Annotated in this window: 14 protein-coding genes; 3 read left to right on the top strand and 11 right to left on the bottom strand. The window is 53.2% G+C overall.

Annotation, left to right across the window (positions count from 1 at the left end):
- Positions 1 to 38 precede the first annotated feature (38 nt).
- Positions 39 to 2039, top strand: coding sequence for a bifunctional tRNA (5-methylaminomethyl-2-thiouridine)(34)-methyltransferase MnmD/FAD-dependent 5-carboxymethylaminomethyl-2-thiouridine(34) oxidoreductase MnmC (gene mnmC / locus AL515_RS16890; RefSeq protein WP_061068235.1), 2001 nt, complete (start codon positions 39 to 41; stop codon positions 2037 to 2039).
- 120 nt (positions 2040 to 2159) lie between these two features.
- Here the strand turns inward: mnmC and AL515_RS16895 are convergent, their stop codons facing one another.
- The 6 genes from AL515_RS16895 to prmB are packed head-to-tail and all read right to left on the bottom strand — an operon-like array spanning position 2160 to position 6712.
- Positions 2160 to 2438 carry a YfcL family protein gene (locus AL515_RS16895; protein ID WP_048211045.1) on the bottom strand — a complete coding sequence of 93 codons (279 nt, stop codon included), beginning with the start codon at positions 2436 to 2438 and terminating at the stop codon, positions 2160 to 2162.
- 32 nt (positions 2439 to 2470) lie between these two features.
- Positions 2471 to 3019, bottom strand: a complete 549-nt coding sequence (locus AL515_RS16900; protein ID WP_005129723.1) for an elongation factor P hydroxylase — start codon at positions 3017 to 3019, stop codon at positions 2471 to 2473.
- A complete protein-coding gene (locus AL515_RS16905; RefSeq protein ID WP_048211044.1) occupies positions 3019 to 3828 on the bottom strand; it encodes a sulfite exporter TauE/SafE family protein in 810 nt (269 codons plus the stop codon). The genes AL515_RS16900 and AL515_RS16905 overlap by 1 nt, the downstream gene beginning before the upstream one ends.
- On the bottom strand, positions 3828 to 4652 hold the full coding sequence (mepA, locus tag AL515_RS16910; RefSeq protein WP_061068236.1) for a penicillin-insensitive murein endopeptidase: 825 nt from the start codon (positions 4650 to 4652) through the stop codon (positions 3828 to 3830). The genes AL515_RS16905 and mepA overlap by 1 nt, the downstream gene beginning before the upstream one ends.
- A gap of 2 nt (positions 4653 to 4654) precedes the next feature.
- Positions 4655 to 5740 carry a chorismate synthase gene (aroC, locus tag AL515_RS16915; RefSeq protein WP_048211043.1) on the bottom strand — a complete coding sequence of 362 codons (1086 nt, stop codon included), beginning with the start codon at positions 5738 to 5740 and terminating at the stop codon, positions 4655 to 4657.
- A gap of 39 nt (positions 5741 to 5779) precedes the next feature.
- Positions 5780 to 6712: a 50S ribosomal protein L3 N(5)-glutamine methyltransferase gene (gene prmB / locus AL515_RS16920; RefSeq protein WP_043017082.1), complete on the bottom strand. Its 933-nt coding sequence runs from the start codon at positions 6710 to 6712 to the stop codon at positions 5780 to 5782.
- A 166-nt stretch (positions 6713 to 6878) separates the two neighbouring features.
- On the opposite strand from prmB, the gene smrB reads away from it, so the two are divergent.
- Complete coding sequence (gene smrB / locus AL515_RS16925; protein ID WP_048211042.1) at positions 6879 to 7430, top strand: endonuclease SmrB; 552 nt, start codon at positions 6879 to 6881, stop codon at positions 7428 to 7430.
- 93 nt (positions 7431 to 7523) lie between these two features.
- Here smrB and sixA read toward each other — a convergent pair whose 3' ends face one another.
- From sixA to AL515_RS16945, 4 genes are all read right to left on the bottom strand, one after another.
- Positions 7524 to 8009 carry a phosphohistidine phosphatase SixA gene (gene sixA / locus AL515_RS16930; RefSeq protein WP_048211041.1) on the bottom strand — a complete coding sequence of 162 codons (486 nt, stop codon included), beginning with the start codon at positions 8007 to 8009 and terminating at the stop codon, positions 7524 to 7526.
- 208 nt (positions 8010 to 8217) lie between these two features.
- Positions 8218 to 10365 carry a fatty acid oxidation complex subunit alpha FadJ gene (gene fadJ / locus AL515_RS16935; protein ID WP_105242184.1) on the bottom strand — a complete coding sequence of 716 codons (2148 nt, stop codon included), beginning with the start codon at positions 10363 to 10365 and terminating at the stop codon, positions 8218 to 8220.
- Positions 10365 to 11675: an acetyl-CoA C-acyltransferase FadI gene (gene fadI / locus AL515_RS16940; RefSeq protein ID WP_061068237.1), complete on the bottom strand. Its 1311-nt coding sequence runs from the start codon at positions 11673 to 11675 to the stop codon at positions 10365 to 10367. Before fadI ends, fadJ begins: the two co-directional genes overlap by 1 nt.
- A gap of 176 nt (positions 11676 to 11851) precedes the next feature.
- Entirely contained in the window at positions 11852 to 12136 is a 285-nt protein-coding gene (locus AL515_RS16945; RefSeq protein ID WP_005129756.1) for a YfcZ/YiiS family protein, read from the bottom strand.
- A gap of 371 nt (positions 12137 to 12507) precedes the next feature.
- On the opposite strand from AL515_RS16945, the gene fadL reads away from it, so the two are divergent.
- Positions 12508 to 13839, top strand: coding sequence for a long-chain fatty acid transporter FadL (gene fadL / locus AL515_RS16955; RefSeq protein ID WP_061068238.1), 1332 nt, complete (start codon positions 12508 to 12510; stop codon positions 13837 to 13839).
- Positions 13840 to 13899: 60 nt separating this feature from the next.
- Here fadL and mlaA read toward each other — a convergent pair whose 3' ends face one another.
- Positions 13900 to 14655 carry a phospholipid-binding lipoprotein MlaA gene (mlaA, locus tag AL515_RS16960; protein ID WP_005129765.1) on the bottom strand — a complete coding sequence of 252 codons (756 nt, stop codon included), beginning with the start codon at positions 14653 to 14655 and terminating at the stop codon, positions 13900 to 13902.
- Positions 14656 to 14844 lie beyond the last annotated feature (189 nt).

The raw sequence follows: 14844 nt of genomic DNA on the forward strand, positions 1-14844 counted from the left end.
TTAAGATCGGGGCACAGCCTGTCAGACGAGTAACTTACGTGAAACAATACGCTATACAACCTGCCAACCTTGAATTCAACGCTGAGGGTACACCTGTTTCCCGAGATTTTGACGATGTCTATTTTTCCAATGATAACGGGCTGGAAGAGACACGTTACGTCTTCCTTGGCGGCAACCACCTCGCCGAACGTTTTCCTGTGCACCCACGCCCGGTGTTCGTGGTGGCAGAAAGTGGCTTTGGTACCGGGCTAAACTTCCTCACGCTCTGGCAGGCATTCGCCACCTTTCGCAACGCACACCCTGACGCTACCCTGGAAAGATTACATTTCATCAGTTTTGAAAAATTTCCGCTGACGCGTGAGGATCTGACACTAGCGCATCAGCGCTGGCCGGAACTGGCGTCGTGGGCAGAGCAACTCCAGGCACAGTGGCCACTGCCGCTGGCGGGTTGCCATCGTCTAGTGCTTGATGAGGGGCGGGTTACTCTGGATCTGTGGTTCGGCGACATCAACGAACTCACCAGTAAGCTGGACGAGTCTCTGAACCAACAGGTTGATGCCTGGTTCCTGGACGGCTTCGCCCCGGCCAAAAATCCGGATATGTGGACGCCAACACTCTTTAACGCCATGGCCAGACTGGCCCGACCAGGCGGTACGCTGGCGACCTTCACTTCGGCTGGTTTTGTACGCCGGGGATTGCAGGAAGCCGGATTTACGATGCAAAAATGCAAAGGTTTTGGTCGCAAACGTGAAATGCTCTGTGGCGTAATGGAACAAACTCAGGCGCTGCCTTCCGCAGCCCCCTGGTTTGCACGTACGGGAACTGAGAAGCGCGAAGCCGCCATTATTGGCGGCGGTATTGCCAGCGCATTGCTGTCTCTGGCGCTACTGCGTAGAGGCTGGCAGGTCACACTCTATTGCGCGGACGATAAACCTGCGCAGGGCGCATCCGGTAATCGCCAGGGCGCGCTCTATCCGTTACTCAGCAAGCATGACGCGGCTATTAATCTCTTTTTCCCCACCGCGTTTACCTTCGCCCGTCGACTGTATGACACCCTCCCCGTTGAGTTCGCGCATGACTGGTGCGGCGTAACGCAACTCGCATGGGACGAAAAAAGCCAGCAAAAAATCGCCCAGATGTTGTCCCTTGAACTGCCCGAAGCGCTCGCCGTCGGCGTGGACGCAGAGCAGGTTTTACAAACGACCGGCGTAAAAACCGGATGCGGCGGGATTCAGTACCCGGCCGGCGGATGGCTGTGTCCGGCGCAGCTTACCACTGCCGTTCTCGAGTATGCGACAACGCTTGGGTTACGTACTTACTACCAACACACACTGACCTCACTTGCTCATCAAACCGATAGCTGGCAGTTGCAGTTCGCCAGCGGGGAAGCGGCAACACATGAGGTCGTGGTTCTGGCTAACGGGCATTGCATTAACGGCGTTGAACAGACGCAGTCGCTACCGGTGTACTCCGTAGGCGGTCAGGTGAGTCACATTCCTACTACGCCTTCGCTTTCAGCGCTGCATCAGGTGCTGTGCTATGACGGCTACCTCACGCCGCACAACCCGCAAAATCAGCAGCACTGCATTGGCGCCAGTTATCATCGCGGAAGTGAAGAAACGGTGTATCGTGCTGACGATCAGCAGCAAAACCGTCAGCGCTTAATAGATTGTTTCCCGAATGCCGCGTGGGCAAAAGAAGTAGACGTTAGTGGCAATGCCGCACGTTGTGGAGTGCGCTGCGCCACGCGCGATCACATGCCGATGGTCGGTAATGTGCCGGACTATAACGCCACACTCAGCCAGTACGCCACGCTTGCCGAAGACAAAGAGCATGCTTTAAGCGCACCGGTATACCCGGATTTGTTCATGTTTGGCGCGCTGGGGTCACGTGGGTTATGTTCTGCCCCGCTATGTGCAGAAATTCTGGCCGCGCAAATGAGTGATGAACCGATCCCAATGGATGCCAGCACGCTGGCGGCGCTGAATCCGAATCGTCTGTGGGTACGGAAGTTATTGAAGGGTAAAACGGTGAAATAAAAGGATGGGGTGTCAGCCGATCATTGCCTGATGGCGCTACGCTTATCAGGCCTACAAACACCCGCCCACATAGGCCGGATAAGACACCTCAGTGTCGCCATCCGGCACACGCTACTGTACTTATTGTTTTGTCGCCTTCAGGAACAAGGTGTCCCACATCTCTTTCACTAACGCCTGGTCACGCGGCGAGAGTTCGCCCGCGCTGATGGCTTTCTCCAGACTGCTGGTCACATTGGCGTACAATGCCTCAGCGGAATGGTCCTCGCCAGCATCCAGCTCAGCAACGGCCAGCGTCAGGTGTCCACGCAAATAACCACTGGCAAACAACTCATCATCGCTGGCGTGCTCTACCATATCGTCGATTAATGCCAGAATGCGTGATTCAAACTCCGCGATCATCTTCTTTCCTCATTGTAAACGTGGCAGCGGCGTCAGTTGAGCGCTTCGGGCCACGGGAATTGTTCCGCCTTAAGTTCAGGCGTGTGATAATAATTCTGTAACGCGTTAATGAAACGCGCCGGGCGTTCAGGGATCCCCTTGTCCAGATACTCCATCACCTGAGCATGAACACGGCGCTGGAATACCACGCGATCCGGTTCAAAGTCCCCTTCCAGGTTGTCGCAACTGACGTTAAACGGGTAGCCCGCCGCCATGCAAAACAGCCAGTCAAACGCCTGCGGCTTCACTTCTACATCTTCAAACTGGCATTGCGTCTTCGCGTCGCGTCCGTCCGGACAGTACCAGTAACCGAAGTCGACCAGTTCACGACGCGCCTTTCCCGCAATACACCAGTGTGAAATTTCGTGTAACGCACTGGCGTAATAGCCATGCGCAAAAACGATACGGTGATACGGTAATTCCGCATCCGCAGGAAGATAGATCGGTTCGTCGTCACCTTTAATCAGACGGGTATTAAATTCATCGGCAAAGCAGCCGTTAAAAATCTCAATTAACTGTTCGTAGTGATGGGTATTATTCATTAGTTCATCCCCAGCCAGTGGAGAATCTCCTGTCCATGATTATCATAAAGTAGCTTGGCGCTCATCACGGCGGAGACAATAACGATCATTGGCCGAATGAGTTTTTGTCCTTTGCTGAGCACCAGCCGTGAGCCCATCCGTGCGCCAATAAACTGGCCAATAAGCATCACAAATCCGGTCGCCCAAATCACTTTGCCGCCGAGGGCAAACAGCAATAGCCCACCTATATTCGAGGTAGCATTTAATACTTTGGCGTGGGCCGTCGATTTCGCCAGGTTGTAGCCGCACAGCATGACAAAGGCCAGCGCGTAGAACGACCCCGCCGCCGGGCCAAAAAAGCCATCGTAAAAACCGACGCAGCCTCCGGCCACCAGCGCGAAAGGCAGCCCGTGCAATCGACGCTGCCGGTCCTCTTCCCCCACTTTCGGCATTAACAGAAAGTAAAGGCCAATACAGATAACCAGAACCGGCAGGATCTGGCGCAAAATGTCTGACTGCACATGCTGAACCAGCAGCGCGCCGCTCATTGACCCAATAAAGGTCATGAAGATATTGAGCTTCTGATCTGCCAGGTTAACCACTCCCCGGCGAATGAAATAGAGGGAGGAAGAGATAGATCCCCCGCAGGCCTGCAATTTATTGGTGGCCAGAGCTTGCGCAGGTGGCATCCCGGCCGCCATCAATGCCGGGATGGTGAGTAAACCACCGCCTCCAGCCAGAGAATCAATAAAACCTGCCAGCATCGCCACAAAAAAAAGCACACCTAACAGCAGTGGCGTCACCATAAACAGAGAGGCAAAATGATCCATTAGAGTACATGCTCGTCCAGTAGCGCCTGGCAGGAAGGCGGCAACGGCGGCGGTGTCTTCTTCTCAGGCTTGGTGGTTCCAGGTTTCGGAGGTTCGAACCAGCTTTGCAGCTCTGCGCCACAGCCGTCACCCGGTGGCGGTAACGGTTGATCTTCGCACTCAAGGCTGTCGGCAGGGCAACGTAACCGGACGTGCATATGCGCACGGTGCTGGAACCACGGCCGCACTTTACGCAACCAGTCCCTGTCGGTTCCTGCATCCAGACAAAGTTGCTGCTTAATCGCCGGATTCACGAAAATACGCGTTACTTCATTATCTTTTGCAGCCAGCCTTACCAGGCTGAAAATCTCCGGCTTCCACAGGGACGGTACAACACGTTTACCATCCTGCGAGACCAGATCTAACGCCTGTGGCCGCAGCAGTTGTGACTGGGTCCAGCGCGTTTTCGGCAGCTGCAGGAAAATATCCACATCCAGCCCGGTCTGGTGACTGGCATGACCGCCATTAAATCGCCCACCGGCCGGCATACCCATATCGCCGATTAACACCGTGCCCAGCCCCTGACTATTAGCCTGATTACTCAGACGCTGGATAAACCTCACCAGATCCGGATGGCCAAAGTAACGACGCTGATCGGTGCGCATTACCTGATAGTGTTCTGACTGTACAGGCAGCGTCTCTGCGCCAACTATACAGCCATTGGAAAACGCGCCGATAGACTGCGCGCTGCCTGCAACCGGATGGGTAATTTTCTGCCAGGGCGTCGCCGCCAGACAGGCGGTACTGGCAAACAGAGCCAGCGCCGCAAGTGCCGTTTTTTTCATTTTTACCAGCGTGGAATATCGGTCTTCACATCCGCATTTTGCGCCCGCTGACGCAGCAAGTGATCCATCAACACGATCGCCAGCATTGCTTCAGCGATCGGCACTGCGCGGATCCCAACGCACGGATCGTGACGACCTTTAGTGATCATGTCGACTTCTTCACCAAAGCGATTAATGGTACGCCCTGGTACGGTAATACTGGACGTCGGTTTCAGCGCCATATGGGCAATAATTTGTTGCCCGCTGCTGATCCCGCCCAAAATGCCGCCCGCATGGTTGCTCTGAAAACCGTCTTTGGTGATTTCATCGCGGTTCTGACTGCCGCGCAGCGCTACAACGTCAAATCCGTCGCCAATCTCAACGCCCTTAACAGCATTAATGCTCATCAGCGCATGGGCGATGTCGGCATCCAGACGGTCGAATACAGGTTCGCCGAGACCCGCAGGTACGCCGCTTGCAACAACGGTTACTTTCGCCCCGATGGAGTCGCCCTCTTTCTTCAGCCCGCGCATCAGTTCATCCAGCGCTTCAATTTTATCCGGGTCCGGGCAAAAGAAGGGATTCAATTCGACCTGAGACCAGTCTTTGATCTCCAGCGGAATATCACCCATCTGCGTCAGGCAACCGCGAATCTCAACGCCGAACTTTTCCGCCAGATATTTTTTGGCAATCGCGCCAGCCGCAACGCGCATCGCCGTTTCACGTGCGGATGAACGTCCGCCGCCACGGTAATCGCGCAGGCCATATTTCTGCTCATAGGTATAGTCGGCGTGTCCTGGACGGAAAACATCCTTGATCGCGCCATAATCCTGTGAACGTTGATCGGTATTTTCGATTAGCAGGCCAATGCTGGTGCCGGTAGTAACGCCCTCGAATACGCCGGAGAGGATTTTCACCTGATCCGGCTCACGGCGCTGCGTAGTGTAACGCGAAGTGCCAGGACGACGTCTGTCGAGATCGTGCTGCAGGTCAGCTTCTGTCAGAGAAATGCCCGGCGGAACACCATCGACAATACAACCGAGCGCCAGCCCGTGTGATTCGCCGAAGGTGGTTACGCGAAAGAGTTGCCCAATTGTATTTCCTGCCATCACGGCTCCGTTATGCGTGTTGTGTATGTGCGCGTGTATTTAGTCTTTGTAAATGCTGAAGTGCTCACGAGCGGCGATCAACTGCTCTTTGGTCAGCATGAATACGCCGTCACCGCCGTTATCGAACTCCAGCCAGGTGAACGGTACATCCGGATATTGCTCTATCAGATGTACCATGCTGTTTCCGACTTCACAAATCAGAATACCGTTATCTGACAGGTAGTCCGGGGCGTTACCCAGAATGCGGCGGGTAAGTTTCAGCCCATCGCTACCGGAGGCCAGGCCCAGCTCAGGCTCATGGCGGTATTCGTTTGGCAGATCGGACATATCTTCTGCATCGACATACGGCGGATTGGTCACAATCAGGTCATACTGAACCTTCAGCAGATCGCGGAACAGATCGGAGCGGATCGGCGTAACATGATGGATCAGGCCGTGCTCTTCAATGTTGTGCTCGGTCACCGCCAGCGCATCAGTGGAAATGTCCACCGCATCGACTTCGGCTTCCGGGAAGGCATAGGCGCAGGCAATGGCAATACAGCCGCTGCCGGTACACATATCGAGGATATGCTGCGGCTGCTCATTAATCAGGCCCGCAAAGCGGTTATTGATAAGCTCGCCGATCGGTGAACGTGGAACCAGCACGCGTTCATCGACATAAAATTCATGCCCGCAGAACCAGGCTTTGTTGGTCAGATAAGCCACCGGAATGCGCTCGTTGACGCGGCGAATCACGCGTTCAACAATACGATGGCGTTCGCTGGAAGTCAGACGCGCAGTGCGCATATCTTCTGGGATATCCAGCGGCAAATAAAGCGACGGCAGCACCAGCTGTACGGCCTCGTCCCATGGGTTATCCGTGCCATGGCCATACCAGATATTCGCCGCGCTAAAACGGCTGACCGCCCAACGCAACATGTCCTGAATGGTATGCAGTTCACTCACGGCTTCATCGACGAAAATTTTATCCACGTATTTCTCCAGGGCATGCTCGTATTAATTTCGGCGGCTAGTTTGCCACGAAGACGGCGATAAATCAGCATTCACGCGGAGCCTGAGCGCGAAAATTGCGTTTTAAGCGATCGGATGCCCGCCGAGTCGGGTTAAACTAACGGAAAATAAAAGATGAGACGCTCGAATGAAAAAGAAAACATCGCTCAGCGAGGAGGATCAGACGCTGTTTCGCCAGCTGATGACCGGCACGCGTAAAATTAAACAGGACACCATTGTTCACCGACCGCCACGTAAAAAAATCACCGAGGTTCCGGTTAAAAAGCTGCTGCAGGAACAGGCGGATGCCAGCCACTATTTCTCGGACGAATTTCAGCCGCTACTGAATACGGACGGCCCGGTAAGATACCTGCGTGCCGACGTCAGCCATTTCGAACTGAAGAAAATGCGCCGTGGCGATTACTCCCCGGAGCTGTTTCTCGATCTGCACGGGCTGACCCAGCAGCAGGCCAAACAGGAGTTAGGCGCGCTGATCGCCGCCTGCCGTCGTGAGCACGTGTTTTGCGCCTGCGTGATGCACGGCCACGGGAAGCATATTCTTAAGCAGCAAACGCCGCTCTGGCTGGCACAACATCCGCATGTGATGGCCTTTCATCAGGCGCCGAAAGAGTACGGTGGTGACGCCGCGCTGCTGGTGCTGATTGAAGTGGAAGAGTGGCTGCCGCCCGAACTTCCCTGATGCAGAAAACAGAAAGAGCCGCATTTGCGGCTCTTTGATTTTCCGGATAGCGGCTGTGCCTTATCCGGACGATGAAACGTGGCACGGGTTCGATTAAATCGCCTTTGCCATTTTCAAATTACACGGGCTCATCTGCCAGTTGAAAATGCCCTTTCCGCTCTCATCAAGCGTTACGCTGGCAATCGCAGATGTGGTAAACATCGGCGGCGTTTCACCCGGGCAAAGCTCAGACACCAGATATCCCACTAACGGTAAGTGAGAAATTACCAGTGCCGTGGCGATACCTTCATTGGCCAGAGCCTGTAAATAGGCGCTGACCAGACCGACATCGCCGCAGGGAGTCAGCTCCGGCAAAACATCCACACCGGCTGGCAGGTTCATACACTCTCCCACCACATCCAGCGTCTGTTCGGCTCGTAGGAACGGGCTCACCAGAACACGTTCGATATCCACTTTTTGACCTTTAAGCCAGTTCGCCATCAGGCGAGATTCGTCACAACCACAAGAGGTTAAAGGACGAACCGAATCACTGGCGGCATCGAGGGCCGCGTCGCCGTGACGCATGATAAAAACTTGCATATTGCACCGCTTTTGTTAACCAGGATCACCAACACCTTTATTCACCGCCCCTATTGACCGTGGTAACGATGTGGTGGCCGGCATTGTGCCTTATCCATTCACCGAATGAAACGCTGTTTTTTACCTCAACGGCGTAAGTATAGTCAATCTCTGTTTACATTTTGAGCGAGACCCATACATTCGGTGCGGATTCATCCTACCTTTGACCTCATGAATTCAGGTCAGTTTCCCCGATATCCCAGAATCTTTCACCACGTTCCGCCATCTGCAATAACTGTTCACACGGCGTAAACCGTGAACCATATTGCGTGGACAGTCGTTGCAGAACCGCAACCACTTCACCCGTACCGAGATAATCCATATACCGGAACGGGCCGCCGAGGAATGGCGGAAAACCAATACCAAATACAGCGCCGATATCGCCATCACGTGCGCTACGGACGACCTGCTCACCAAAACAGCGTGCTGCTTCGTTAAGCATTAACATGACACACCGCTCTGCAATTTGCGGGGCTGTGAGTTGGCCCTGACCCTGGACGCCAATAAGCGTATAAATTGCAGGGTCGACCTGTTTTTTGCTTTTACGCCCTTTCGCGCCATAAAGATAGAAACCCCGACCATTTTTTCTACCTTTGCGATCATCATTCAAAATTGAAGCAACAACATTTGCAGGTGCGCTAAAACGTTCTCCATAGGCGGCCTCAAGCACTGGTATAATTTTAGTGCCCGTATCAATTCCGACCTCATCCAAAAGTTGGATTGGCCCTACCGGAAAACCAAACTTAACCAGCGCGGCATCAATCGTCTCGACGCGCTCGCCTTCGGTCAGCATACGAATCGCTTCGTTGATGTAAGGCGCTAAAATACGGTTAACGTAAAAGCCAGCCTTATCCTGGACAACAATCGGCGTTTTGCCCTGCTTTTTCGCTAACTTAACGGTTGTGGCAATCGTCTGCTCAGAGGTTGTTGCATGCGGAATCACTTCCACCAGTGGCATTTTTTCTACCGGGCTAAAGAAGTGCAGACCAATTACCTGTTCAGGTCTGGTAGCATTAGCCGCAATATCGCCAATCGGTAAAGATGAGGTGTTTGACGCAAAAATAGTATGAGGGGCACAATTCTGCTCAACTTCTGCCACCATCTGTTGTTTTAACGACAGATCTTCGAATACCGCTTCAATAATCAGATCGCGATGCGCAAAACCGCGATAATCGGTGGTTCCCGAAATCAACGCCAGCTGTTTATCACGCTCGCTGGCTTTGATATGACGGCGGCGAACCTTCGTTTCAAGCTGCTCCCAACTGTACTTCAGCGCGTGGTTGATTCCCTTAGCATTAATATCTTTGATGCGCACCGGCAAGCCACCTTTACAGGCTGTGACGTAAGCAATACCGCCGCCCATCAGGCCACCGCCCAAAATACCGACGCTATTCAGCGGGCCGGGCTTCGCTTCACTACCGGGATCTTTTTTTACATCGGTATTGGCAAAAAAGATGTTCCGTAGCGCCTTAGACTGCGAAGTCATCGCCAGCTCGCCAAACGCGCGGGCTTCCGCCTCATAGCCGCTGCTGCTGCCCTGCGCGAGACCGGTTTCGATCACCTCAAGAATGCGGTCCGTCGCAGGGTAGTTGCCCTGCGTTTTTTGCGCCGTCTTTTTGCTGACCATACGAAACAGCAGCGCACGTCCCAGCGGCCCCGCCAGCACGCGTTCACGTACGGGCAGAACCCGGTGTGCCGAGCTGTCTTTTTTGGCCAGTTCAACCGCGGCTTCCAGCAAAATGGTCTGTGGTACAACTTCATCCACCAACCCCACTTTTAGCGCCTGTTTTGCCCGGAGCTGTTTTCCTGTCAGGATCATATCCAGCGCAGTACTGACACCAATAAGACGGGGTAATCGCTGGGTGCCCCCGGAACCGGGAAGCAGGCCTAACTGTACTTCCGGCAACCCCAGTACGGTTTTAGCATCATCGGTACAAATACGGTTGTGGCACGCCAGCGCCATCTCCAGCCCACCGCCCAAACAGGCACCATGAATAGCGGCAACAACCGGGATCGGCAATGCATTAATTTCTGCCATGATCTGCTGCCCCTGACGGGCCAGCGTTTCGGCTTCCTGCGCGCTGCGACAGCTACCAATCATGTTGATATCCGCCCCGGCAATGAAGTTATCGGGTTTAGCCGAAATAAACACCACACCACGCAATGCTTTGTTATCGCGGATTTGTTTCAGAATAGCCCGCACCTGAGAAGCAAACTCTGCTTTAAGGGTGTTCATTTTCTCTCCGGGCACATCAATGGAGACAACGGCGACGTTATCCAGACGCACGTTGAGTGTAAAAGCCGATGTCATTTCCATTATTCCGCCTCCAGAACCATTGCCGCACCCAGACCACCAGCTGCACAGGCTGTCACTAAACCAAAACCGCCGCCACGACGACGCAGCTCATGGAGGGTTTGAGTGATCATGCGCGCACCGGTGGCAGCAAAGGGGTGTCCATAGGCAATTGAGCCACCCAGCACGTTAAATTTACTGTCATCGACTTCGCCAGTGGCGTGGGAGCGCCCCAGCACTTCGCGGGCAAAACGCTCGCTGCCCAGCAACTGGAGGTTCGCCAGCGTTTGTGCGGCAAAGGCTTCATGCATATCAATAAGCGTTAAATCCGCCATGGTTAAGCCTGCACGCTCCAGGGCAAGCGGCGTTGACCACGCCGGCCCCAACAGCATGTCCTGCCAGACATCAATGGCGGTAAAGGCAAAACTACGCAGATATCCCAGCGGTACCAGCCCTAACTCTTTCGCACGCGACTCCGTCATCATAATCACGGCGGCTGCGCCATCCGTCAGCGGAGTGCTGTTAGCCGCCGTAACGGTACCGTGTTTTCTGTCAAATGCCGGACGCAACCTCGCGTAATCCGCCATCGTCGAGTTACCGCGAATATTGTTATCTTCTGAAAAAGGATCTTTAAAGGGGGGAGTGTAGGTCGTCATCACCTCATCTGCGAGTTTTCCTTCAGACCAGGCCTGAGCTGCGCGCTGATGAGAGCGGTGCGCCAGCGCATCCTGCTGCTCACGCGTGATGCCATAGGTTTTGGCCATTTGCTCGGCGGTATCTCCCATGCGTAAACCAGTGGAATATTCAGCCACTGCAGGTGGCACAGGCATCAGGTCGCGCAAGCGTAGTCGGGAAAAGAGCTTCAGACGTTGCCCGGTTGTGCGGGCTTTATTAACATCCACCAGTACTCGCGCCAGCTTTTTGCTGACACCAATAGGCAGAACGGAAGAGGAGTCTGCACCACCGGCAATCCCAGCACGAATAGTTCCGGCCATCAGGCTTTCCGCGACATTTGCCACGGCCTGAAAGCTGGTTGCACAAGCCCGGCTTACGCTGTAAGCATCTGTATGCACATTCATCCCGGTTCCCAGAACGATTTCCCGGGCAATGTTGGGGGCTTCTGGCATTTGCACCACCTGGCCAAAAACCAGCTGTTCAATCACTTCAGCAGGTATTTCGCTGCGGGCCAGCAATTCACCAACAACCATTTTTCCCAAATCAACGGCGGGAATGCCATGAAACGCGGTAGCCTGACGGGCAAATGGCGTACGCAATCCGCTCACGATGGCGATACGGTCGCCCTGGCGGGTAACCAGCGATAAAGCCTGACTCATAACACTCCCCTGTAAAAAATAAAAATAAGTGGTCTGACCTGATCACAGTCTTAACCAATTTTTTACATTTAGCCAAGCGAGGAGAAAAGAAAGTGAGAGCTATGACACAGTGAATAGTCACTGACTGTTACGAAAATGCCCTTGCCACCCGGTGGCAAGGGCATGAGCAGAAGGGATTAACGCAGGCCCAGCTGGAAAATCAGCGTTTCAGCTTCACAGGCAAAAACAAAATCGATATCCAGACGCACACCCTCTGACTCTTCAGTGAAAGTCGGGGTGATTTTGCAAGGTTCAGACTCTACGCTACGTGCCTTCTCAGTCAGAGCGGCCAGCGTTTCTTCTGCCTCTGCGCGATTCGCGAACACGCGGCTGTAGGAAGCGGTGCAATCGGAGTTGTCCATGATGGTGCCAACATCCATACAGCAGCAAACCGGGGTTTCATCAGCACTGCATTTACTCATTGTAGATTTCCTCTGTATTCGCACCCGAGGTGCCAGATAAACGATAGGGACATTTTACGCTCCCATTATTCGCCTCTCCAGTCGTTAATTGTGCGAAATGCGATAAGTGACCGAAATCACACTTAAAAATGATCTAAAACAAAAATCGCCCAAACAGGTGAGTGCGCGCACCTGCAATTTTGCCAGCTGGATCGCGTTTCTTAGATCAGAATTGAAAATATTTATAAACATACTTGCAACATTCCAGCTGGTCAGACCTATACTCTCGCCACTGGTCTGATTTCTATGTGGTACCTCAGACCCTACACTTCGCGCTCCTGTTACGGCATGTAACATAGTTTGTATAAAAATAAATCTATGAGGTTATGGTCATGAGCCAGAAAACCCTGTTTACAAAGTCTGCTCTCGCAGTCGCAGTGGCAATTATCTCCACACAGGCCTGGTCTGCAGGCTTTCAGTTAAACGAATTTTCTTCCTCTGGCCTTGGCCGGGCATATTCGGGTGAAGGCGCTATTGCAGATGATGCTGGTAACGCCAGTCGTAACCCCGCGCTGATCATGATGTTTGATCGCCCTACTTTCTCTGCGGGTGCGATTTTCGTTGACCCGGATGTCGATATTTCCGGACGTTCGCGCATTGGTAATGACGCCAGCCAGGATAATATCGCCCCAACCGCCTGGATACCGAACGTGCATTTTGTTGCCCCGATTAACGATCAGTTTGGTTGGGGGGCGTCAGTTACCTCTAATTATGGTCTGGCAACGGAGTTTAACAATAATTACGCAGCCGGCTCGATGGGCGGAAAAACCGATCTGGAAACGCTGAACTTAAACCTGAGCGGCGCCTACCGTCTGAATAATCATTTTAGCTTCGGTCTCGGTTTTAACGCCGTCTATGCCAAAGCGAAGCTTGAGCGTTATGCAGGCGATCTGCCGCAGCAGATCGTTGCAGGCTCTGGTGGCCGGGTTCCTCCCGCCCTGGCCGCACAATACCCGGCAGATACGCAGATTGCGCGCCTGAAGGGTGACGAATGGGGCTTCGGCTGGAACGCCGGTATTCTTTATGAAGTGGATAAAGATAACCGTTACGGTTTCACCTACCGTTCGGAAGTAAAAGTTGACTTCGACGGTGATTACCGCAGCAGCCTGCCATCAATGGACCGTATTCCCGCGCAGTTGCGCCCGGTGTTTGCCAGCCTGCCTGCTGGCACTAACGGCAACACAATCGACGGATCACTTGATCTGAATCTGCCAGAAATGTGGGAGTTCTCAGGTTATAACCGCGTTGCGCCACAGTGGGCGGTTCACTACAGCATGGCATATACCAGTTGGAGTCAGTTCCAGGAGCTTAAAGCGAAAGGCAACAACGGCCAGACTCTGTTCTATAAAGAAGAAGGTTTCAAAGATTCTTACCGCATCGCGCTGGGTACGACCTACTACTACGATGATACCTGGACCTTCCGTACTGGTATCGCCTTCGATGATAGCCCAGTTCCAGCTAACCGCCGTTCCATCTCTATTCCGGATCAGGATCGCTTCTGGCTGAGTGCGGGTACAACCTATGCGTTTAATAAGGATGCTTCATTGGATGTCGGCATTTCTTATATGCACGGTCAGAAAGTGAAATTCGAAGAAGGCCCGTACTCCTTCGAATCAGAAGGGAAAGCCTGGCTGTACGGCATGAACCTGAACTACGCATTCTGATTTCCATCAGACGTAAAAAAGGTGAGCTTTTTAGCTCACCTTTTTATTTGCCTCAATTCCTTACTCAGAATCGATCTCTTTTAACTCATCCTGAATATCTTTTGCGTTCGGGTTTTCTTCTGGTTTGAGTTTACCGCCATTCGCAATAAAGTCATGACGCTGGAAGTAAGCTTCACGCACCATGATGTAAGGATCTGAAGATTGACGCAGCAGACCGTCAGAATCGAGCAGTTGCGCACGCGTTTCAATTCCTTCAACCGTCCATTTACCTATCGACAACGGCCAGGTTAACCAGGAGAGAACCGGATACAGCGTATCCACCATATCGCCGCCATCATCACGCAGCGTGAAACTGCCGTAGAACGGAAGCTGCATATATGGACCGTAACCGACATCATAATGGCCTAATGTGCTGCCGAAGCGGTGTGGTTCAACACGCTGCAACTTCGGATTCGCCATCCCCGCCACATCAATAAACCCGCCCATACCTAACAAGGTGTTGAGGAAGAAACGGGTAAAATGCACCATCCCCTGATAGGGGTCGCCTTGCAGGAAATAGTTAACCATGACAGCCGGTTCTTCAAGGTTGCCAGTAAAGTTGCTCAAACCATTACGGGCCGGCTGCGGAACATAATCACGCCAGGCTACAGCCACCGGGCGAACAACGTATGGATCCAACACATTAAAGTTGAAGTTGTACATGGTACGGTTGAACCCTTCAAATGGGTCCGAACGCCCCTGCTGTTCAGTACCGGAGCTCGCACACCCCACCAAAAGTGTGGTTCCCAGCGCAAGCGCCGACAGGCGAAGCTTCATAAGTGTCTCCCTGTGTATTATGGCTATCGCTGATTGCCATCCATGACGGAACGATGATGTATCCGCCTGATTAGATGTGAGCGATTGTAACAGCACGTCAATCGATGTCTATATGCCCTAACTTACTGATTTGATCATAGCCTGGTAATACAGACACAGTGATGGTTCATTTTAACGAAGCCAATAAAA

The sequence above is a fragment of the Citrobacter sp. FDAARGOS_156 genome (genome assembly GCF_001559235.2).
Classification (GTDB): domain Bacteria; phylum Pseudomonadota; class Gammaproteobacteria; order Enterobacterales; family Enterobacteriaceae; genus Citrobacter; species Citrobacter youngae.